Raw genomic sequence first — 20,823 nt, forward strand, 5'->3', positions numbered from 1 at the left:
TCATCACCGGCACATCATCAATGCCCCGGGGCTTAATGACCGGCTGGGAGGCGCCGAGATTCTGTGGCAACCAGTCCTGGTTCGAATACACCTGGTTGTACAGCCGAACCAGTGCGTCCTGGCGGGCGATGCCCACCTCGAACTGCACGGTGATCACCGCCTGGCCCTGGCGGGACACAGAATACACGTGTTCCACACCCTTGATTTCGCTCATTACCTGCTCGGCAGGTGTGGCAATGGCGCTTTCAACCTCCCGGGTGCTGGCGCCCGGCATGGCCACCATGATATCCGCCATGGTGACATCGATCTGAGGCTCTTCTTCCTTGGGTGTCACCACGACAGACAGGACACCAAGAATAATCGCAAGGATCGCCAGCAGCGGCGTCAGGTGGTTGTTCTGGAATACCCGGGCAATGGCTCCGGACGGGCCGACCGGCGGCAGGTTATCACTCACGGCCATTACTCCCCTTCAGCCCGGGCGTTTTCAGACGGGCTCAAGCGTTCGCTGCCCACCAGCTCATCCGGATTGGTCACCACCCGTTCGCCTTCCGAAAGCCCCGCCAGCACCTCCAGCCGGTCGTTCTCACGAACACCCAGGCGAACCTGACGCAGACGGGGCTGATCCTGGCTGTCTTCAAGGCGCACGATCAGGTCTCCGGCTGCTACCGAATCGTCCACATCAAACGGCAGCTCGACCACCGTACCGCTGGTCTTGGCCGACACCGTGCTTTGCTGAACGGCCTCAATCAGCCCGTCAAGATGTACGGTTTCATTGAACGGCGCCCGGTTTACCGGCGTGGCCTGGAGATCCTGTGCCGGAGCTGCGATGGGAAAGAGTAACCAGGGTGCCAGCATCCATCCGATCAGCGCGCGCTTAGCCATCAACTTATTCCCTTTTGGTATTTGCTAATAACCGAATTCTAGCACCCTTTTCACCCGATGAAATCAGGCCCGGGGGTTATTTTCCGGCTGTTCCGGCGGAGCCTCTGAGCCGCCCTCTTCGGCCGGTTTCCAGCCTTTGTCACCCAGGTCGTCACTTTCCGCCAGCAACCGCAGCAGGCGTTCCCGGGTCATGGCCTCGTGCAGCTCGATCTGGCGCTGCTCGTTGCGAAGGGACTTCAACAGTGCCGTTGCCATGAAGATCATCAGCACCATGAACGGAAAGGCCGCCAGTATGGAGATGGTCTGCAGCGCCTCCAGCCCGCCACTGAGCAACAGTACACCGGCCACAGACACCTGCACTATGCCCCAGGTCAAGCGGGACCAGCGTTTCGGGTTGAGCACCCCCTTGCTGGTGAACATCCCCAACACAAAGGTAGCCGAGTTAGCAGAAGTGATAACAAACAATACGATCAGCACCAGCATCAGCCCGCCCAGAATGGCAGTACCCGGCAGGTATTCCAGGGTGGCAAACAAGGCCGAACTCATTTCCGTGGTGACCGCCTCGCCCAGCGCCGCGCCCTCGAACAGTTCGAAATACAGCGCTGAACCGCCAAAGGTGGAGAACCAGACAATACTCAGCAGCACCGGCATACCGATCACCCCGAACACGAACTCTCGGATGGTGCGACCGCGGGAAATCCGGGCAATAAAGCTGCCCACAAACGGCGCCCACGACAGCCCCCAGGCCCAGTAGAAAATGGTCCAGCGCTCTACCCAGTCATCGCCGGTGTAGGGCGTCATCACCAGGCTCATGCCCACCATGTTGGAAAAATAATCCCCGATGGCATTGGTCATGGCCGCCGTAATGAAATCGGTGGGCCCGAAGAAAAACACGAATACCAGCAAACCCGCCGCCAGCACCATGTTGGCATCACTCACGTAACGGATACCGCTTTCCAGCGGCGCCAGCGAACACAGCAGAAATACCGCGGCCACACCCGCCAGGATGAACAGCTGTTGGCTGACCCCGAATGCCGTGCCGGCCACCGCCCCCAGACCACTGTTGATCTGGATAACCCCCAGCCCGAGTGTGGTGGCAACCCCGAATACCGTGGAGACCACCGCCAGGATATTGATGGCATGGCCGGCACCGGAATCCACCCGGTCGCCCATGGTGGAGCGGAAGGCTTCACTGATCAGGCCGGGGCGCTGCAGCCGGAAACGCACATAGGCAATGGCCAGCCCTACCAGCGCGAAATTGGCCCATTGGTGAAAGCCCCAGTGAAACAGCGAATAGCGCATGGCCATACTGGCCGCCTGCGGGCTTTCCGGTTCAGCAGAACCAAACGGCGGCGAAACAAAGTGGCTCATGGGCTCGGCCACCGCCCAGAACACCAGCCCCACCCCCATACCGGCGGAAAAGATCATGCCCAGCCAGGTCAGGTAGGAGAACTCCGGCGCCTCGCCGTCGGCCCCCAGTCGTATCCGGCCGTAGTCACTGCCAGCAATCGCTATGCAGAACACCAGGAAACCCGAGGTGGCAAACAGGTACAACCAGCCAAAGTGCAGGGTGGTGAACTCCAGGGCCTTGTGGGCATAGGAGGACAACTGGTCTGGCATCAGCCCGCCGGCCACCACAAAGACCGCCAGAAGAACAAATGAACTGTAGAAAACCCAACCGGGACGATGACTCATAACCACCCTGTTATCCGATACTGCTGAATTTATAGCGCCCCATTCTAGTCCCCCTGCAGAAAAGCACAAAAAAAACCCGGACAGACTCAACATCTGCCCGGGGTATAAATGTCACCCGCCGGCTATGAGAAGCGGGTAACCGCCATAATCGTCTTTACCACCGGGCCGTGAGTGCTGCGCGCACGGTACGGCCGGGTTCGTTGACCTTGAAAAACGCCTGGCCCAGGGCATCCGCTTTGCTCACGTGAGATGCCCAGGTCTTGTCGAACACGTTGTCCACCGCCCAGGTCAGGCTCAGGTTAGCCATCAGCGGATGGGTACCGGACAGGTTGAACACGCCGTAGCCCGGCGAGGTGCCGGGATCAAGGCCAGACTCCATGTCTACCCGATCCTGCCGGCGCGCCAGTTCCAGTTGCCTTCACGGCCCGACAAGCTGATTTCGAGCTTGTTGTGCTTTTCGGTATCCAGGCCCGGGTTACCCACCCAACCCAGCATTTTGTTGACGTAGCGTTCGGTCACTCCAGGGCTGCGCACACTGTGGCTGGCCACGACATCCAGGCTACGGTTCGGCGCATATCGCCACTCACCGCTGACAAAACCGCTGACATTGTCATCATTGGCATCGGTTCTGGTGGTGCCATATACCTGCTCATAAGCCTTGGCCGCACTCATCGACACCATGGTTCCATCTGGCTTTTTAAGCATGTAGGTCTGGTCAGCCTTGGTGGCCTGCATCTCTACGCGGTCGTAACGAATACCGGCACCCAACCGGGTGTTCATGCGGATCTGGTGGAAGGCTTCAACAAACACACCCACACGATCCCGCTCAACGCCAGGCCACATGTAAGAGGCCACAACATCTTTATCCACGTTGTTCAGGGCGGCATCCCAGTCGTTGCTTTCCACATCCACACCGATGGCAATGTCTTTGGTGTAGTTGATGGTCTGATCCAGCACCAGCCGCACGCCTTGAGTACGGGTCTCCGAGGCGGTCAACATTTTCATGGGAGCCGTTTGCTCGCGCAGACTGAAGTTGTCCATCACATGGTCAACGTCCGCCTGCCAGGCCATCAGGTTCCAGCCGCCGTTGGCAACGGGCGCACCCAGCTCCATCCGGTACAGGTCGGTGTCGGTTTTCGGCGCGTCCATACCACGGCCCGGGAAGCTGACATCCCGCTCTTCCTGGCGGCTGACCATGCCTTTGATGTAGAAGCCGTTATCAGCTGTCCACGCACCATCCACCCGGCCTTCGGTGTTTTCGTAGGAGCTGCGGACTTCGTTACCGTCGCCGCCTTCGTAGTCGTCGGCTTCGTCGTAGCCGCCGGCCAATCGAATGAAGGCCTCCTTGCTACCGGCCGCTACGCTGCCATTCACCAGCTTGCCTTCACCGTTATCGGCACCACCAATGGTCAGATGGCCTGCCGTCACATTGTCATCGGCAAATTCCGGTGCGGCCGTGGTCGCCACCACCTGGCCACCGGCAATCGGGCCCCAGCGCAGGGTGCGGTTGCTGGTGCGCACTTCCAGCACCGGCGCCAGCGCCGTACTCAGACGGCTGGTGGGCGGGTCCATCCGGCTCGGGCAGGCGCCTTCCACCCGCATGCCGTCCAGCAACACCTCAACCCGCTCCTCGTTCTGGCCACGGATTACCGGGTCCAGGCCACGGCCACCCATACGGGACAACGACACAGACGCATCAGACGACAACCGTTGTACCGGCTCGGTCTGGATAGCCGCCGCAGAAAGCCTGGCCGCTTCGGCGGACTGGCCTTCGGTTACCCGGATGAGCACCGGGTTTTCAGCTTCGGACTGGGCATTGGCAAGGGGAGCGACGGTATAGCCGGCCATCACAAGGCTGATACAGCGAGCCAGGCGGGTTTGTCTCAACATCCGTTGGCAGTCCTTGGATCGTTTTAGTTAGTGTCCATCCAGAAACACGCATTTTCAGCCAGTTCAGCTCATTTCTGGAAATGGGGACTGAACTGAGTGCCTTCAATAAATTGGCGACAAGCTGAATATCGATCAACTTGACCATTATTTGATCAATCAGTCCAAATTCAGGCCACGAGCGTGCATTGCATGGCGTTCCCATACGTCCCGTTTACAGCTTTTGAGTCCAAACCTGTCGGCTAATCCGGACTGAGTCGCGCCAGCCGCACCAGGTTATAGCTCAGAGCCGAGGCCCAGACAAACGCTTTGAAGCCATCGTGACCTTTCCACTTCGCTTTCGTGGCTCCGAAGGCTCTTTTTAGCTCCGAGATATTGCCTTCGATTCCGGCTCGGAAATGACGTAATGCGTTAAAGGTTTTCGACTTCACGCCCATGGCGGTGAGCGATACGCCAACGGGCTTGTGAAATACCACGTGTTTAAGCCCCATGGCGCGTCCGGCTGCGACGTTCGCCTGACTGGCGTAGCCGCCATCGGCGACCACTGAACGGGGCAACTTACCCAGAACAGAGTGATGATAGTCCAGAACCGGCAGGAACAGGGTCTTGTCACCGGGGTTACCCTCTTCGATGGTTAACGCGGTGATAAAACCTCTCACTTCACTGCTCAGGTTGATCTTGTGGCCGTATTGCACGTCGCGGAACCCTTTGACGATGACGTCTGTGTGGGATTCGAACAGGCTGACGATCTTGTCCATGGAGGGAACCCGTTCACCCTGGATGACACGGCGTTCGGTCTGCTCAATCACACGCGATGTCAGCTCTGTGTAGTGCGCCAGAGCGCCAAGCCATTTCTGCTGGGCCGCTGTTCCACTCCCGCCTTCGATCACCTGCTGTCGTCCGCGATCCGCCTGCCTCAATACCATTCGCGCGATCTTCAGCAAGTCGGGATAGAGTTCGTCCTTGGTCGCCTTTTTCGCGTTGAATATGCGAAAGGCCAGTGACTTTGCTGCTTTACGTTTGTCGGTAAAGCGGATGTTCAAGCCGGTTTGGGTTTTGCTTTTTGCCAGCAGCCGACTGATCACACGAACGCCATCATTCAGCAACTGGCTGTCACTGGGCGGAGCAATATGACTGGCCACCACAGTACTGTCGATGCGCAGCTTATCCAGTGAAGCCATGCCCGTGTCCAGCAGGCTCCTTGTCAGCACTTGATGCGCCCGTTCCAGGGTTTCTGGCGTGATGCTGCGGATCGTCGACTGCAGGCAGGACCGGCTGGGTGACAGGTAAGCCGGCAAACGGGTAAACGTTCGATAGGTCACTGAATCCGACAAATGAAAAGCCAGCTGTTCATAGCTGAAACCCCTTTGCTGCTTCAACAGCAGGCAGCGCAGAACACTCTCTACGCTGAGACCCGTCCGTCCCACGGCTGATGCGGACGCGTCTATTAAATCTGCGGCAACCAGATCCAGAATCTCGGGATGCCTGTCCAGGACCTCCGATAGCTTCCAGAGTCTGACGCCATACTCGTGATTCGAGTAATGTTCGAATATACTGGCCTGAGCATTGCGGGTCTCTCGCATGCCGGATCCTCTTGGTTGTTGGCTGTTTTTGGTTCGCACTTTAAACATACCAGAGCCAAGAGGATTCTTTTACCCTTCCTCAGAAATATTACCTGAAAATCAGTTGTTTATTAGTTTCTGGATGGGCACTAGTTAGTTGCATGACTAATGATCCGGAATTGTAAGACCCTTCCTTAAGCCTGGCTTGAGACACAATGCCGCACCTCTTTGGGGGTATCTCCGATAGGTGCAGAAGCACATTGTTTCGCCCTGCACTTGCAAAACTACCGTCAGATGTGGTGAAATCTCGTCCCTTTTTTTGGGTGGTCGCAAATTCTTGCGGCCTTCAATACGCGAATTCCGAGGGCTTATCCCATGACAGCAAAACTCGACGAAAAGCTGGAACCGATTTACCAGGACGTTCTGCACCGCAACCCCGGTGAGAAAGAGTTCCACCAGGCAGTTCATGAAGTGCTGGAAACTCTGGGGCCTGTGTTGGTGAAGTACCCCGAGTTCGCCGACAAGAAGATCATCCAGCGCATCTGCGAACCAGAGCGCCAGATCATCTTCCGTGTACCCTGGCAGGACGACAGTGGTGAGATCCACATCAACCGTGCCTTCCGCGTTGAGTTCAACAGCGCCCTGGGGCCCTACAAGGGCGGCATGCGTTTCCACCCGTCCGTTTACCTGGGCATCATCAAGTTCCTGGGCTTCGAGCAGATCTTCAAGAACGCCCTGACCGGCCTGCCCATCGGCGGCGGTAAAGGTGGCAGCGACTTCGATCCGAAGGGCAAGTCCGACGACGAAATCATGCGTTTCTGCCAGAGCCTGATAACCGAACTGTACCGTCACCTGGGCGAGTACACCGACGTTCCTGCCGGCGACATCGGCGTGGGCGGCCGCGAGATTGGCTACCTGTTCGGCCAGTACAAGCGCATCACCAACCGTTACGAATCCGGCGTGTTCACCGGCAAGGGCCTGGACTGGGGCGGCAGCCGTGCCCGTACCGAAGCCACCGGCTACGGCACTGTATTCTTCACCCACGAAATGCTGAAAGCCCGTGGTGACTCCCTGGAAGGCAAGACTGTCGTGGTTTCCGGCTCCGGTAACGTGGCCATCTACGCCATCGACAAGTGCCACGAGCTGGGCGCCAAGGTCATTGCCTGCTCCGACTCCCAGGGCATGATCGTAGACGAGAACGGCATCAACCTGCAGACCCTCAAGCGTATCAAGGAAGTTGAGCGTCGTCGCATCAGTGCCTACACCGAGTTCCACAAAGACGCCAAGTACGTGGAAGACGGCAACATCTGGAGCGTTCCGTGTGACGTGGCCCTGCCTTGCGCCACCCAGAACGAGCTCAACGGCAGCGATGCCAAGACCCTGGTCGAAAACGGCTGTATCGCCGTTGCTGAAGGTGCCAACATGCCGACCACCCCGGAAGGCATCATCATCTTCCAGGACGCCAAGATCGCCTACGGCCCGGGCAAGGCAGCCAACGCCGGTGGTGTTGCCACCTCTGCGCTGGAAATGCAGCAGAACGCCAGCCGTGACTCCTGGACCTTCGATTACACCCAGAAGCGCCTTGAGGAAATCATGATTGATATCCACAAGAACTGCTACGAGACCGCGGCCGAGTTCGGCGCCGAAGGCAACTACGTGCTGGGCGCCAACATCAATGGCTTCCTGCGGGTTGCCAAGGCCATGAACGCCATGGGCGTGATCTGATCCTGCCATGAACGGCGAAGAACCTCGCCAGTCCGAAGACCGGGTATCTACCGGTCTGGCCGGACTGGACGAGGTTCTGGATTACCTCAGAATCGGCGATAACGTTGTCTGGCGGGTTTCCCACCTTGATGACTATCGCCGTTTCGTCCTTCCCTTCGTTGATGCCGCCGCCGATGCCGGCCGGCAGATTCTCTACCTCCGGTTTGGCGACCATCCGCCGATCATTGAAAACCACCCTGCCGTCCGCACGATCGAAATCGACGCCCTTGGCGGTTTTGAAAGTTTTACCAGCCGGGTCTGGCGCCTGATCGAACAACATGGCCGTGGTGCCTTTTACGTGTGCGACAGCTTGAGCGAGTTGCTCAACGCCTGGGCCACCGATGCCATGGTGGGTAATTTCTTCCGGGTGGTGTGTCCGTTTCTGTTCGAGCTGGACACCGTTGCCTGGTTTGCCCTTCACCCGGACCGCCATTCGCGCATGACCCTGGACCGAATCCGCCAGACCACTCAGGTGATGATTGATGTCCATCGCCATGGTGAGGACGTCCAGGTTCAGCCCATCAAGGCCTGGAGGCGGCAATCTCCCACCATGTTCCTGCCCCACCGGGAGCATAACGGCCAGTTCTGCCCGATTACCGACAGCAGCGATGCCACCCGGCTACAGGCCAGCCTGGAACAGGAAAGCCTGCACCGGCAGCCCCTTCTGGATTATTGGGACCGATTGTTCCAGGACGCCAGCCGGGCCCTGTCCGAAAACGATCCCGCCGCCATTGCCAACCTGCAGGAGCAGGTGCTGCAGGTTCTGGTCAGCCGGGACCCGCAGATACTGGAACTGGCCCGCCGTTATCTGTCGCTGGAAGACCTGCTGGCCATCTGCGGCCGGCTGGTGGGCAGCGGATATATCGGCGGCAAGGCCACGGGTATGCTGATTGCCCGGAACATCCTGCTGAAAGACGATCCGCAACAATGGCAGGAGATGCTGGAACCCCACGACTCCAGCTATCTGGGCACCGATGCTTACTATGCCTTCCTGGTGCACAACGGCCTGTGGCCGGCGATCATGCGCCAGCGCTCCGCCACCGGTTACCTGGCAGAAGCCCCGGCCCTGCAAAACGGTATTCTGCAAGGCCGCTTTCCCGATGAAATCCGGGCAGACCTGGAGCGCCTGCTGGACCACTACGGCCAGTACCCGATCCTGGTGCGCTCATCCAGCCTGCAGGAAGACGGTTTCGGCAATGCCTTTGCGGGCAAGTACGACAGCGTGTTCCTGGTCAACCAGGGCTCGCCAGAACAGCGACTGGCCGCGCTGGAAGATGCCATCCGGCAGGTGTATGCATCGTCCATGAGCACAGATGCGCTGGTGTACCGCAAACAGCGGGGCCTGGACCAGCGGGAAGAACCCATGGCACTGCTGATCCAGCGGGTAAACGGCCGGTTCCACAACCGCTATTACCTGCCGGATGCCGCCGGCGTGGGGGTGTCCCGAAACACCTTTGCCTGGGACAGCAACATGGACCCGAAAGCCGGCATGGTGCGGTTGGTGATGGGCCTGGGCACCCGGGCGGTGGACCGTATTGAAGGCGACCACGCCTGCGTGATGGCACTGGACCATCCCACTCGGCAGCCGTTCCGCAACCAGGACGAAAGCTTCCGGTTCTCCCAGCACCTGGTGGACCTGCTGGACCTGGAAACCGGGGGCCTCGAAACCCGGCCCCTGAGCCAGATGCTTCCATCTGCGCCAAACCTGCCCATGAACCACCTTGCCGAAATCGACCGGGACGCCACCGCCAGGGCCGAGCAGATCGGCCTTGATGGCCCGGTCTGGCGCCTGACCTTCCGGCCGCTGGTGCAGGGCAGCCGGTTTATCAGCCGGCTATCGAGCCTGCTGGCCACCCTGGAAGCCGGTTACCGGCATCCGGTGGATGTGGAATTTACTCTGCACCTGAACGCTGAGGGAGAGCCGTCTTTCAACCTGGTGCAATGCCGCCCACTGGCCACCATTGGCGAAACCGGCCCGGTGCAGATTCCGGACCCGCTGCCCGAGCCCCGGCTGCTGTTCCGGACCCGGGGCCATTTCATGGGCGGCAACATCAACCTGGCCATCACAAGGGTGATCCGGGTAAACGCCGCCATCTATGCCGGCCTGAATACCAATGAGCGCTACGAGGTAGCACGGCTGGTTGGTGAAACCGTAAGGGCTTCAGCCGAACCCACGATGCTGGTCGGCCCCGGTCGCTGGGGCACCAGCAGCCCGGAACTGGGTGTTCCGGTGCGGTTTTCCGACATTGCCGGCGTGGCCGCGCTGGTGGAAGTGTCCGAAAATGCCGGCGACATGGTGCCGGACCTGTCCTACGGTTCGCATTTCTTCCAGGACCTGGTGGAAACCGGCATAGCCTATGCGGCCCTGTTCCCGGATACCGCCCACTGCCAGTACCACCCTGATCGCCTGCCACCCTGCCAGCTTTCAGGAATGGCTGGGCAAGCTGCAGAAGCCGTGGAAGTCCATCACATCACCCGGGGCCAGCTGCAACTGACCGGCGATGTGGTCAGCCAGCAACTGGTGTGTTATTTCACCGATTGACCCCTGACAAAAGGTCGCACGTTGTTCAGGTGCGCCGCAGCCGCTTGCTGCTAGAATGCCCCAATGGAATGGCTCACTCACTCTCAGACCGGTTTTCGCCAGGCTGCCCGCTACCTGCTGGGCATGCGGCTGGCCATCATCACCACGCAACTGGTGGCTATTGCCGTTGCCGAATCCGTCATCACCCTGGCGCACCGGGCCGAGGCCCTGCTGGTTTGCCTGCTGTACGGCGTGCTGGCCACCCTTGGCTGGCTCTGGTTCAACCGCAAACCGCCCGAATCCTCGGTTCCGGTCAGCCTGACGCTGGCCACGGACCTGATCCTGATCGGTCTCTGGCTGTTCTACACCGGCGGCTATGCCAATCCGCTGGTGTCGGTATTGCTGCTGCCCATTGCCGTGGCCATTATCCTGGTACCAACCCGCCAGAGCATTGCGCTAACGCTCACCGGCATTGCCGTGTACACCGCCCTGGTCATCTGGCACACCCCGGTGGTGCACGATCACCACGGTGGCGACCTCGCCCAGCTACACCTTGTCGGCATGTGGGTGACCTTTGCCCTGACCGCCGGCATTCTGTTGCTGGTGGTGGGCACCCTGGCCCGTCGCCTGCGACACCAGCAAAGCCAGCTGTCCCGGTTCCGGGAAAACCGGTTGCGGGATGAGCAGGTGATTGCCCTTGGCCTGTCGGCGGCGGCGGTTGCACACCGGCTCGGCACACCACTGAACACCATGACTTTGCTACTGGATGAAATCCGTTCCCACAGCGGCCAGGGCAACCCGGAGCTGGAAGAAGACCTGGACATGATGAGCCAGCAAGTGATGCTGTGCAGCAGCCACCTGCAGCAGCTCACCAAAACCGCCGTAGAAGCCAAGACCGCCCAACTGGAAACCCTGCCAGTAGGTGAGTGGCTGGCCAGGTTGCGGGAATCCGCCACCCTGCTGTGGCCGTCCGGCCCTATCCAGTGGGCAAAGGATCATCCCGATGCCCGCATTGCGGTCGACGCCACCCTCGACCAGGCCATCCTGAACCTGTTGGCCAATGCCCTGACCGCCAGCCCCCAGTGGGTAGCAGTCAGCAGTCGGCAAACCGATAACGGCCGCATAGAGATTGTGGTCGAAGACCACGGTGAAGGGTTGGAGGCCGCCCTGGCCGGGGCACCCGGCGAAGATATAGTCGATTCCAGGAACGGTCTGGGAGTTGGCCTGTTTTTGTCTAATGCCACCATCCAGCGGCTGGGCGGCAACCTGAAAGCCCGAACCGGCAACACCGGAACCAACATGGTGATCGATTTGCCACAGGCCGTGACATCCACTGCAGGAGAGCCGGAATATGTCTGAACAGGAACAGTGGCTGATTGTTGATGACGACCAGGCCTTCCTGCAGGTGCTGAGCCGCTCTCTGGCCCGGCAGGGTATCGAGGCCATCAGCGCCAGCAACCACGACAGCGCCCTGGATGCGCTGGATGCCCACAACATCCGCCGCTGCGTGCTCGACCTGAACCTGGCCGGCGAGAGCGGACTGCAGTTGCTGCCGGAACTTCTCGACACCAACCCGGACCTGGACGTACTGGTGCTCACCGGCTACGGCAGCATTGCCACTGCCGTGGAGGCCATGCGCCGGGGTGCTGCCAACTACCTGTGCAAACCGGTGACCGTTCAACAGCTGATCAGTGGTTTTGAACCACTGGAAGCCCCGCCTGAATTGCGCCCGGAGCCACCCTCGGTGGAAGAAATGGAATGGGAACACATCCAGCGGGTGCTGAATGAGCACGAGGGCAACATCTCGGCGACGGCCCGGGCCCTGAACATGCATCGCCGCACCCTGCAACGGAAGCTGCAGAAACACTCCCGGTGGCGCCAATAACCCCAACGCAAGCTATTCAATCCACACGATTTTGACGGACATCAATTCCGTCAGACTAATGTGTAATGCCCGCAATTCGCGTATACGCTAGGATTGCGCGGCGCCTGACTTTTGCAATAAATGGATAATCCGCTGACTGTCACTGCGGCCATCTCGGCCTCTACGGACGGTTAAACTGATTGCGATTGCTATACTTTCCGGCGCACTCACAGGGAGGAGAGCCAACCGCCAATTACCGGATTTACCCGAGATGCCCAAAGGTCCAGAACACGTCGCACCAACTGCTGATATTTCCCCGGCCCGGCTGGCACTGGTGGCCACCACCACCAGCAACATGGTGCTGATCCTGGATGGCGAGGCCCGCATCGAATGGGTAAACGGCGCGTTTGAGGCCCATACCGGTTACCCCCTGACCGATATCCGGGGCAAAAAGCCGTTTGACCTGTTACCCGGAACCGGCACCGACAAGGAAACCGTCGCCCGCATCCGGGCGCACTTCGCCAACGGCGAACCCTTCGAAGAAGACATCCTGCACTACACCGCCAGCGGCACCCCGTATTGGGTACACACCTGCAGCATGCCGATCGGCAAAGCAGAGGGCGTAGACCCGGGTTTTGTCATCATCCAGACCAATATTTCCGACCGCAAGCACGGTGAGCGGGGCCTGCGCATTGCCGCCAGCGTATTCGACCGCAGCCACGAGGCCATCCTGATCACCGACAAGCACAACCGCATCATGGATGTGAACCCGGCCTTCGCCCGCATCACCGGCTACCGCCGGGAAGAAGTGCTGGGCCTGAACCCGAACATTCTCAGCTCCGGCCGGCACTCCAAGGCCTATTACCAGTCCATGTGGCGCTCTATCGAGCAAAACGATTTCTGGCGTGGCGAGCTGTGGAACCGGCGCAAGAATGGCGAGGAATATGTGGAGTTGTTGTCGGTCAGCCGGGTTCACCTGGAAGAGCCGGGGCAATATTTCCACGTCGCGTCATTTTCCGACATCACCGCACTGAAAAACCATGCCCGGGACCTGGACCGGGCTGCTAACTACGATGAACTCACCGGCCTGCCCAACCGGCAGTTGCTGGTGGAACGCCTGCGCACGGCCCGCCAGCACGCCGACCGCCAGAAACGTTCGCTCTCGGTGTGTTACCTGGACATTGACGGTTTCAAAGCCATCAACGACGAATTCGGCCACGACGCCGGCGACAAGGCCCTGAAAACCGTGGCCGACCGCCTGGCCCACAGTCTGCGACGGGGCGACACCATCGCGCGGATCGGCGGCGACGAGTTTGTCATCCTGGTTCAGAGCGACAACCCGGAAATCGTCTATCAGCGACTGCTGTCGGAAGTGAGCCAGCCGATCCCGGTGGCGGATACCTTTATTACGATCACCGCCAGCCTGGGCGCCGCCATTTATCCGGACGACAACACCGACGCCGAAGGCCTGATCCGCCACGCCGACCAGGCCATGTACGCGGCCAAGGAAAAAGGCCGTAACCAGTTCCACATTTTCGACCCCGGTGAAGACGCCTTCCGGCGCCAGCGCCGCAACCAGCTGGTGGAAATCGGCAATGCGCTGGAGCACAACGAATTCGAACTGTATTTCCAGCCCCAGGTTCGGCTGGCAGACTGCCAGGTGGTGGGCTTTGAAGCCCTGATCCGCTGGAACCACCCGGCCAGGGGTCTGACCACGCCCGGGGAGTTCCTGCCTGCGGTAGAGAACAGCCATCTGGAAGTACCGCTGGGCAGCCGGGTGCTGAAAGAAGCCATCCACCAGATGAACCTGTGGAACGAGGCCGGCGAGCAGCTTGCGGTGAGCATTAACATCGGCGCACCGCACCTGATGGACCGGAGCTTTGTGCCCTATCTGGAAAGCTACCTGCAGAGCCACCCGGAGGTAAATCCGGAACAGATCACACTGGAAGTGCTGGAATCCACCGCCCTGGAAGACATTCAGCGCGCCGAGAACGTACTGGCAAAGTGCCAGACCCTGGGCCTCCAGGTTGCCCTGGATGATTTCGGAACCGGGTTCTCATCCCTGACTTACCTGCGCACCCTGCCGATCAACATGATCAAGATCGACCAGAGTTTCATCCGCGACATGCTGCAGGACGACAGCGACCGGGCGATTGTGGAAAGTGTGATTTTCATGGCCCAGCGCTTCGAGAAACCGACCCTGGCCGAAGGCGTGGAAACCATGGCCCAGGCCGAAGCGCTCATGGCCATGGGCTGCAACCTGGTGCAAGGCTATGCCGTGGCCCGGCCCATGCCGGCTTCCGAGGTGCTGCCCTGGCTGGCCATGTGGCGCGAGAACGCCACCTGCAAGGCCCAGCCGGAGCCGCCCCGCTAACGATACCGGCGCTGGTCCAGGGTACTCAACCGGTCGGGATGGAACACCATCAGCCCGGTCACAAAGGCTCCGTTGATAAAGCCTTCGGGAATCATGAACAGCGGCAGGTAGCGCAGGTATTCGTGCACCAGCATGTCGAAACTATAGGCTCCGCTGGTCCAGAGCAGCAAACACATCACCACCCCGGCCGCCGCCACTGACAGCCCGGCACCGAAGAACCCGCAAAAGAAGATATAAGCGAAGAAATTTCGGAAGTTACGCCGACGCTCCCACAGCATGATGCCGTGGCTCACCAGGGCCGGCACCATTACCGTGACCAGCCCGTTGGCGGCAAACATCATCAGCGGTTCGCGCCCGGTAATCACCGTAATCACCAGCGCCAGCAACCCGGCGAGCACTGCCAGGGCCCAGCCCACCATCAGGGTAATCACAGTGATACCGAAAATATGAATGGCCAGCCCGGGCGATATCCCCGCCCTTAACTGCCAGACAAACCCCAACACCACCGCAGCGCCAAACAGCGTGTGCTGGGCCGCGTCATCGTTGCGGAAGGCCCGCCAGTCCACGGACCGGAGGGCGGCAATCAGAACCAGCACAAACAGCAGTGCCGTGAACAGCCACTGGCCAGTGGAGAGCAGGTTGTCAGTCATTCCCATCAGTGGTCACCGGTTACTAGCGCCAAGAAACACCGGGGCAGTGTTCAACATACCCCCGCGCCGGTCAATGGGATCACTGCGCTCAGATCATGCGATCGCCGGCCGGTTGGTAAGTGCCTGCCAGGCCTCATAGGTGCTCAGGTGCACGCCACCGCCCAGGTGTTCCAGAAACTCCGTGCCCTTGAGCCGGTCCATCACCGGGCCTTTCACCTCAGACAGGTGCAGCCTTGCGCCGGCATCGTGCAGGCGCTCATTGATGGCTTCTAGGCTTTCCAGCGCCGAGGCATCAATCAGGTTAACCGCGGGGCACACCAGCACCAGGTCTGTCAGCTCCGGTTCCCGGCTGACCAGGTCCATCACTGTTTCCTCAAGGAAACGGGCATTGGCAAAGTACAGACTCTCGTCTACCCGCAGGAAGGTTACCTTCGGGCAAAGTTCCACGTCATGGCGCAACACATTGCGGAAATGCTCGGTGCCCGGCACCCGCCCTACCACGGCACTGTGGGGCCGACTGGTTCGATACAGGAACAACCCGATGGACAGCGCCACCCCGGCAATAATGCCTGCCTCCACGCTGTGAACCAGGGTCAGCACAATGGTGGCCAGCATGGCGCCAAAGTCGGTACGGGAATACCGGAAGGTGCGAGCCAGCGCCGGCAGGTCAATCAGCGTAGCCACCGCCACGATAATCGTCGCTGCCAGCGTGGCCTGGGGCAGCCAGGCAATGGCAGGCGTCAGGAACAGGGTGGCCAGGGCAATACCTACAGCCGTGTAAGCCCCCGCAGCCGGTGTTTCCGCGCCGGCATCAAAATTGACCACCGAGCGGGAGAAGCCACCGGTTACCGGCATGCCACCGGAGAATCCGGAGCCCAGATTGGCGGTTCCCAGCCCGATCAGTTCCTGGTCCGGGTCGATGCGCTGCCTGCGCTTGGCGGCCAGGGTCTGGCCGACAGAGACCGACTCGACAAAGCCCACCACACTGATCAGCAGGGCGCTTACCGCCAGCTGGGACCACAGCCACGGTTCCAGGCTGGGCATGGTGAAGGCCGGCAGACCCGAGGGCACCGCACCCACCAGCCGCACCCCTTGCTCATCCAGCCGCAGAGCCCAGGCCAGCAAGGTTGTGACCAACACCGCCAGAATCGGTGCCGTCTTGGTGAAGATATCCGACGCCCTGGGCGCCAGCCCCAGCTTGTTCAGCAAGGATTTCAGATAGCGACGGGACCACACCAGGAACAGCAGGGCACCGCCACCCACCAGCAGAGTGGGCAGATTGGTATCAGCCAGGCCGCTTAACAGCGAACCGACGATATCAATCAGGTTGTGGCCGGAAGACTGGATACCGAAGAGGTGCTTCAGCTGGCTGGCGGCAATGACGATGCCGGAGGCGGTGATAAACCCGGAAATCACCGGATGGCTGAGGAAGTTGGCCAGGAAACCGAGCCGCATCACCCCCATGACAGTCAGCATCAGGCCCGACATCACCGCCAGCAACACCGCACCGGCAACGTATTCGGGCGTGCCGGCCTCCGCCAGTGGCGCCAGGGCAGCCGCTGTCATCAATGAAGCCACGGCAACCGGCCCCACCGACAGGGTTCGGCTGGTGCCGAACACCGCGTAGATTGCCAGCGGCAGGATACTGGCATACAGCCCGACATGGGCAGGCAAGCCGGCCAGCAGGGCATAGGCCAGTGACTGTGGAATCAGCATCACCGTGACAATCACGGCCGCGATCAGATCACTGGTGACCTGACTGCGGCCGTATTGTGGCGCCCACTGCAGGATGGGCAGGTAGCGTTTCAGATTCATATCCGGCTCAGAACCGGTTGACCGGAACTTTCAGGTAAACCTGGCCGTTATCCTCTGCCGGTGGCATATGACCGGCCCGCATATTCACCTGAACCGAGGGCAGGATCAGCCGGGGCATGTCCAGGGTGGCATCCCGCTCGGTGCGCATTTTCACAAACTCCTCTTCGGAGATACCTTCATGCACATGCACATTGGCCTCACGCTGCTCCGCCACCGTGGTCATATGCTGGTACTCATCCCGGCCCGGCGCCTTGTAGTCATGGCACAGGAAGATACGGGTCTCCGGCGGCAGGGTGAGCACCTTTTGGATCGATTGATACAGGGTGCGCGCATCGCCACCCGGGAAATCGCAGCGGGCGGTGCCGTAGTCGGGCATGAACAGGGTATCGCCCACAAACGCAGCGTCGTCGATCACGTAGGTCAGGCAAGCGGGGGTGTGGCCCGGGGTATGCAGCACCCGGCCCTGCAGGTTGCCGATGATAAAGGTATCGCCTTCCTCAAACAGCTGGTCGAACTGGCTGCCATCGCGTGCAAATTCGGTCCCTGCATTGAAAGCTTTACCAAAAATTTCCTGAACATCGACGATTTTTGCGCCAATTCCCGTCTTTCCGCCAAGATGTTCGTGCAGATAGGGTGCTGCAGACAGGTGGTCCGCGTGCACGTGGGTTTCCAGAATCCACTCAACCCGCAGGTCGTTATCACGCACGTACTGAATGATCTCGTCTGCGGAGCGCACGTCGGTGCGGCCGGCGGCGTAGTCGAAATCCAGCACCGAATCCAGGATCGCACAAGCCTGGCTGTCCGGATCACGCACCACGTAACTGAAGGTATTGGTGGGTTCGTCGAAGAAATGCTGAACGATAGGCTGGGTCATGGTATTCACCTTGGATGTCGCCGATATCTATGGTTTGATCTAAGGATATACTGAAACGATATATAAGGTGAAATTCTGTTTTCTTATATAGGCGATAAGCCCCATGCATCACGCCGGGCACCGGATCACATCCCGGCACCTGGTAGCATAGACTACCCAGAGACCTGTAGGCCGAGCCATCCAGCGCTTCCGGAGCGACCAGGACATGACTGACAGCTGTGAACCCCCGGACAAGGTGACACGCTTTACCACCGAAAACCCCGGGGAGTGGCTGGACTGATGCGACTCTGAGAACACCGCAAACTTTGCTGATCTCACGTACAATGGGCGCTTTTGAATTCTCAAGGAGGCGCCCTTGCTCCCTCGCTCGCGGATTGCACATGAATGGCAGGCTTTCTGGCTGGCACTGGGATTCCTGACTCGTATCCCCATGCTCGTCCGGATTGATTACTCCCAGCGCCTGATGAACCAGAGCAGCGTCTATTTTCCTCTGGTGGGCCTTCTGCTCGGCCTTGGCTATTGCGCCGCCTACCTTCTGTTCTCATTGGTGGCCAGCCCGCTGGCGGCCATTATCCTGGTGGTTATTCTGCACCTGTTTATCACCGGGGCCTTCCACGAAGATGGCCTGGCGGACAGTGTTGATGCTCTCGGCGGCGGCTATACCGTGGAAAAACGGCTGGAGATCATGAAAGACAGCCGGATCGGAACCTATGGCACGGTGGCACTGGTGATGGCCTTGCTGCTGAAAGTAGCCCTGCTGGCTGAGGCTGAATTGATCTGGCTTGCGTTGCTGGTGGCACCTGCGGTTTCCCGGCTGACACCACTGATATTGATGGCCTGCCTGCCGTACGTCACTGACCCCGACAAGAGTAAATCCAAGCCGGTGGCAGACGGTTTCTCCCGCAGCCGTTTGCTGGCGGCGGCAGGCTTTGTGTTGTTGCTGGCATCCGGATTATCACTCTGGCAGCCGTTACTGATTCCCGCAGCCATAACGGCCGTGCTGCTGGTTGCTGTGTTCTGGGGCAGCTATCTTCGTAGCCAGCTCGGTGGCTACACCGGCGACACCCTGGGCGCAGCTGTCGTGTTCAGCGAACTGGCGCTGTTGCTGGCTCTCTAACACGCCGGAAATCGTCAGTTATCCACCGTGAACGACACTATCCGGGACAGGTGGCTGATGGGCATTTCCGTCTCTTCGTGCCAACGGTTGAACGCCTCCTGGGCCTGGCTCATGCCTTTCTTGCTGGCCGGTGAGGCATCCAGAATTCCGGCCCGGGTCAGGGCGGTAACCACATCGTGGGACAGGATAAAGCCATCCCAACCCACCCGGCGCAGGAAATACTGGGCCGAGTTCCCGCCCAGACGCCCACCGTTACGCTTCAAGTAGAGCAGCAGCCCCACCTGATCGGTCGACGGCCACTGGGCCAGAAACTGACCAAAGCTGCCATGGTCTTTCGCCACATCCATGATCATCCGGGCGTTCTCCGGCACAGTCCGGATCTTCTGCATGTTGCGAACGATACGTTCGTCTGTAGCCAGCTGCTCCAGCACTTCCGGCGGCACCTGCTGCCAGTAGGCGGGCACAAACCCTTCGAAGGCCGCCTCAAAATCCGGCCACTTGTTCTCGATCACCCGCCAGACAAAACCAGCTTTGAAAATGCATCGGGTGATCTCGGACAGGTAACGGTCGTCGCTGATCTCCGCCAGACGATGCTTTTCGGTGACCGGAGGCAACAGGGATTTCAGGACCTGCTCGCCACCCTTCCGGGCCAAGGCCTGCTGGTAAAACACAGAAAAATTCATAGACCCTCCACATGGATCCCCAAATTGGGACTTAAAGAGCCCAATATGGGATTGAAAATACCCAAATCAGGTACTAAAGTACCCATATTGAGACTCATGAGATGCAACCTGACCATGCCCGGAACCAGTATCGGTGACGCACTGTTTACCAAAACCCAACAGCGCCTGCTATCGCTTATCTACGGCCATCCAGACCAGAGCCTTTACCTGAATGAACTGGTACGGCAGGCAAATATAGGGCGCGGCACCGTTGTCCGGGAGCTGGCCAAACTGACCGATTCCGGTCTGGTCGTCATGACCCGCCAAGGCAACCAGAACCACTACCAGGCCAACCCGGACAACCCGATCTTCGATGAGCTGAAACACATCGTCCAGAAAACCTTTGGTATTTCCGATGTGCTCCGGAATGCCCTGGCGCCACTGGCGGATACCCTCGAACAGGCCTTTATCTACGGTTCCGTGGCAAAAGGGGATGCCCATGCGGGCAGCGATGTCGATGTCATGCTGATCGGCCACGATCTCAGTTACAGCGAGGTTATGGAACTGCTGGCCCCCGCCGAACAACAATTACAACGAACCATCAATCCCACGTTATACTCTCCCGCCGAGTTCGAGCAGCGTATCAAAGACAATCAGAGTTTTGTCACCCGGGTGCTGGACCAACCCCGCCTCGACCTCCGCTTCAGCCACTGAGACAGGACACATTGCATGGAAGCACTCGATAATCTGGTCAGGATCCGACGACTCAAGGCAGAACCACCCGATGCCCGGGAGTTCGACGGCATGCTCAAGGCTGCCGACACCAAACTCCGGGACGCCTGCATTGAGGGATTGTCTGAGGACAGCCAGTTCTCTCTGGCTTATGGCGCCGCCCACGCATTATCGCTCGCCGCCCTGAGATGGCACGGGTATCGTTCCGAAAGTCGCTACATCGTCTTCCAGTGCCTGCAACACACCATTGGCTTACCCAATGCCAAATGGCGCGTATTGGACAAGTGTCATTCGGCCCGCAATCTGGCCGAATACGAGGGCCACATGGACGTGAACCCCCAATTGCTGAAGGAGCTGATTGCGATCACTCGCGAGCTGCAATCACTGGTGAGGGATCTGCCGCCAATAGGAAACTGACGTCCAC

17 protein-coding genes and 1 pseudogene are annotated in these 20,823 nt (G+C 59.7%); 8 read left to right on the plus strand and 10 right to left on the minus strand.

Annotated features, from left to right (window positions below; all coding sequences use genetic code 11):
* Position 1: 1 nt before the first annotated feature.
* The 6 genes and pseudogenes from AC13DJ_RS08515 to AC13DJ_RS08540 all read right to left on the minus strand — a co-directional run.
* Positions 2–460: pseudogene (locus AC13DJ_RS08515) on the minus strand (efflux RND transporter permease subunit); the annotation flags it as partial.
* Positions 460–882: a permuted SH3 domain-containing protein gene (locus AC13DJ_RS08520; protein WP_482932811.1), complete on the minus strand. Its 423-nt coding sequence runs from the start codon at positions 880–882 to the stop codon at positions 460–462. The pseudogene AC13DJ_RS08515 and the gene AC13DJ_RS08520, both read right to left, overlap by 1 nt.
* 63 nt (positions 883–945) lie before the next feature.
* Positions 946–2,577 (minus strand): BCCT family transporter, encoded by a 1,632-nt coding sequence (locus tag AC13DJ_RS08525; RefSeq protein WP_474540973.1) that lies wholly within the window; start codon positions 2,575–2,577, stop codon positions 946–948.
* Positions 2,578–2,731: 154 nt separating this feature from the next.
* Positions 2,732–2,956, minus strand: a complete 225-nt coding sequence (locus AC13DJ_RS08530; RefSeq protein ID WP_228285853.1) for a TonB-dependent receptor — start codon at positions 2,954–2,956, stop codon at positions 2,732–2,734.
* A gap of 2 nt (positions 2,957–2,958) precedes the next feature.
* Positions 2,959–4,467: a TonB-dependent receptor domain-containing protein gene (locus tag AC13DJ_RS08535; protein WP_482932810.1), complete on the minus strand. Its 1,509-nt coding sequence runs from the start codon at positions 4,465–4,467 to the stop codon at positions 2,959–2,961.
* Between the two features lie 239 nt (positions 4,468–4,706).
* Positions 4,707–6,047 (minus strand): ISNCY family transposase, encoded by a 1,341-nt coding sequence (locus AC13DJ_RS08540; protein ID WP_482934101.1) that lies wholly within the window; start codon positions 6,045–6,047, stop codon positions 4,707–4,709.
* Positions 6,048–6,401: 354 nt separating this feature from the next.
* Between AC13DJ_RS08540 and gdhA the strand changes: the two genes are divergently transcribed.
* From gdhA to AC13DJ_RS08565, 5 genes are all read left to right on the plus strand, one after another.
* Positions 6,402–7,751 (plus strand): NADP-specific glutamate dehydrogenase, encoded by a 1,350-nt coding sequence (gene gdhA, locus AC13DJ_RS08545; protein ID WP_482934102.1) that lies wholly within the window; start codon positions 6,402–6,404, stop codon positions 7,749–7,751.
* A gap of 7 nt (positions 7,752–7,758) precedes the next feature.
* Complete coding sequence (locus tag AC13DJ_RS08550; protein WP_482934103.1) at positions 7,759–10,332, plus strand: PEP/pyruvate-binding domain-containing protein; 2,574 nt, start codon at positions 7,759–7,761, stop codon at positions 10,330–10,332.
* Positions 10,333–10,395: 63 nt separating this feature from the next.
* Positions 10,396–11,670 carry a sensor histidine kinase gene (locus tag AC13DJ_RS08555; protein WP_482934104.1) on the plus strand — a complete coding sequence of 425 codons (1,275 nt, stop codon included), beginning with the start codon at positions 10,396–10,398 and terminating at the stop codon, positions 11,668–11,670.
* A complete protein-coding gene (locus tag AC13DJ_RS08560; protein WP_232901682.1) occupies positions 11,663–12,196 on the plus strand; it encodes a response regulator transcription factor in 534 nt (177 codons plus the stop codon). Before AC13DJ_RS08555 ends, AC13DJ_RS08560 begins: the two co-directional genes overlap by 8 nt.
* Positions 12,197–12,446: 250 nt before the next feature.
* Positions 12,447–14,549, plus strand: coding sequence for a putative bifunctional diguanylate cyclase/phosphodiesterase (locus AC13DJ_RS08565; RefSeq protein ID WP_482934105.1), 2,103 nt, complete (start codon positions 12,447–12,449; stop codon positions 14,547–14,549).
* Here the strand turns inward: AC13DJ_RS08565 and AC13DJ_RS08570 are convergent.
* The 3 genes from AC13DJ_RS08570 to AC13DJ_RS08580 form a co-directional block, all read right to left on the minus strand.
* Complete coding sequence (locus tag AC13DJ_RS08570; protein WP_022990581.1) at positions 14,546–15,205, minus strand: energy-coupling factor ABC transporter permease; 660 nt, start codon at positions 15,203–15,205, stop codon at positions 14,546–14,548. The two genes, AC13DJ_RS08565 and AC13DJ_RS08570, sit on opposite strands and share 4 nt — an antisense overlap.
* A gap of 87 nt (positions 15,206–15,292) precedes the next feature.
* The gene (locus tag AC13DJ_RS08575; RefSeq protein WP_482934106.1) at positions 15,293–17,014 is read right to left on the minus strand and encodes a SulP family inorganic anion transporter; all 1,722 of its coding nucleotides are present in this window, start codon (positions 17,012–17,014) and stop codon (positions 15,293–15,295) included.
* Positions 17,015–17,021: 7 nt separating this feature from the next.
* Positions 17,022–17,888 (minus strand): MBL fold metallo-hydrolase, encoded by an 867-nt coding sequence (locus tag AC13DJ_RS08580; protein WP_482934107.1) that lies wholly within the window; start codon positions 17,886–17,888, stop codon positions 17,022–17,024.
* Positions 17,889–18,243: 355 nt separating this feature from the next.
* Between AC13DJ_RS08580 and cobS the strand changes: the two genes are divergently transcribed.
* Entirely contained in the window at positions 18,244–19,005 is a 762-nt protein-coding gene (gene cobS / locus AC13DJ_RS08585) for an adenosylcobinamide-GDP ribazoletransferase (protein WP_482934108.1), read from the plus strand.
* Between the two features lie 14 nt (positions 19,006–19,019).
* Here cobS and AC13DJ_RS08590 read toward each other — a convergent pair whose 3' ends face one another.
* Positions 19,020–19,688: a DNA-3-methyladenine glycosylase I gene (locus AC13DJ_RS08590; protein WP_482934109.1), complete on the minus strand. Its 669-nt coding sequence runs from the start codon at positions 19,686–19,688 to the stop codon at positions 19,020–19,022.
* A gap of 114 nt (positions 19,689–19,802) precedes the next feature.
* Here AC13DJ_RS08590 and AC13DJ_RS08595 point away from each other — a divergent pair, with 114 nt between their 5' ends.
* Together AC13DJ_RS08595 and AC13DJ_RS08600 are read left to right on the plus strand one after the other, a co-directional pair.
* On the plus strand, positions 19,803–20,381 hold the full coding sequence (locus AC13DJ_RS08595; RefSeq protein WP_474541289.1) for a nucleotidyltransferase domain-containing protein: 579 nt from the start codon (positions 19,803–19,805) through the stop codon (positions 20,379–20,381).
* A gap of 15 nt (positions 20,382–20,396) precedes the next feature.
* Entirely contained in the window at positions 20,397–20,816 is a 420-nt protein-coding gene (locus AC13DJ_RS08600; protein WP_224851607.1) for a hypothetical protein, read from the plus strand.
* Positions 20,817–20,823: the final 7 nt, after the last annotated feature.

This window comes from Marinobacter sp. L-46 (assembly GCF_056859535.1).

Bases quoted from the DNA above. Each gene is read 5' to 3' on its own strand.
- AC13DJ_RS08520 (WP_482932811.1), bottom strand. From the start codon at position 882: ATGGCTAAGCGCGCGCTGATCGGATGGATGCTGGCACCCTGGTTACTC.
- AC13DJ_RS08525 (WP_474540973.1), bottom strand. From the start codon at position 2,577: ATGAGTCATCGTCCCGGTTGGGTTTTCTACAGTTCATTTGTTCTTCTG.
- AC13DJ_RS08530 (WP_228285853.1), bottom strand. From the start codon at position 2,956: ATGGAGTCTGGCCTTGATCCCGGCACCTCGCCGGGCTACGGCGTGTTC.
- AC13DJ_RS08535 (WP_482932810.1), bottom strand. From the start codon at position 4,467: ATGTTGAGACAAACCCGCCTGGCTCGCTGTATCAGCCTTGTGATGGCC.
- AC13DJ_RS08540 (WP_482934101.1), bottom strand. From the start codon at position 6,047: ATGCGAGAGACCCGCAATGCTCAGGCCAGTATATTCGAACATTACTCG.
- gdhA (WP_482934102.1), top strand. From the start codon at position 6,402: ATGACAGCAAAACTCGACGAAAAGCTGGAACCGATTTACCAGGACGTT.
- AC13DJ_RS08550 (WP_482934103.1), top strand. From the start codon at position 7,759: ATGAACGGCGAAGAACCTCGCCAGTCCGAAGACCGGGTATCTACCGGT.
- AC13DJ_RS08555 (WP_482934104.1), top strand. From the start codon at position 10,396: ATGGAATGGCTCACTCACTCTCAGACCGGTTTTCGCCAGGCTGCCCGC.
- AC13DJ_RS08560 (WP_232901682.1), top strand. From the start codon at position 11,663: ATGTCTGAACAGGAACAGTGGCTGATTGTTGATGACGACCAGGCCTTC.
- AC13DJ_RS08565 (WP_482934105.1), top strand. From the start codon at position 12,447: ATGCCCAAAGGTCCAGAACACGTCGCACCAACTGCTGATATTTCCCCG.
- AC13DJ_RS08570 (WP_022990581.1), bottom strand. From the start codon at position 15,205: ATGGGAATGACTGACAACCTGCTCTCCACTGGCCAGTGGCTGTTCACG.
- AC13DJ_RS08575 (WP_482934106.1), bottom strand. From the start codon at position 17,014: ATGAATCTGAAACGCTACCTGCCCATCCTGCAGTGGGCGCCACAATAC.
- AC13DJ_RS08580 (WP_482934107.1), bottom strand. From the start codon at position 17,888: ATGACCCAGCCTATCGTTCAGCATTTCTTCGACGAACCCACCAATACC.
- AC13DJ_RS08590 (WP_482934109.1), bottom strand. From the start codon at position 19,688: ATGAATTTTTCTGTGTTTTACCAGCAGGCCTTGGCCCGGAAGGGTGGC.
- AC13DJ_RS08595 (WP_474541289.1), top strand. From the start codon at position 19,803: ATGCCCGGAACCAGTATCGGTGACGCACTGTTTACCAAAACCCAACAG.
- AC13DJ_RS08600 (WP_224851607.1), top strand. From the start codon at position 20,397: ATGGAAGCACTCGATAATCTGGTCAGGATCCGACGACTCAAGGCAGAA.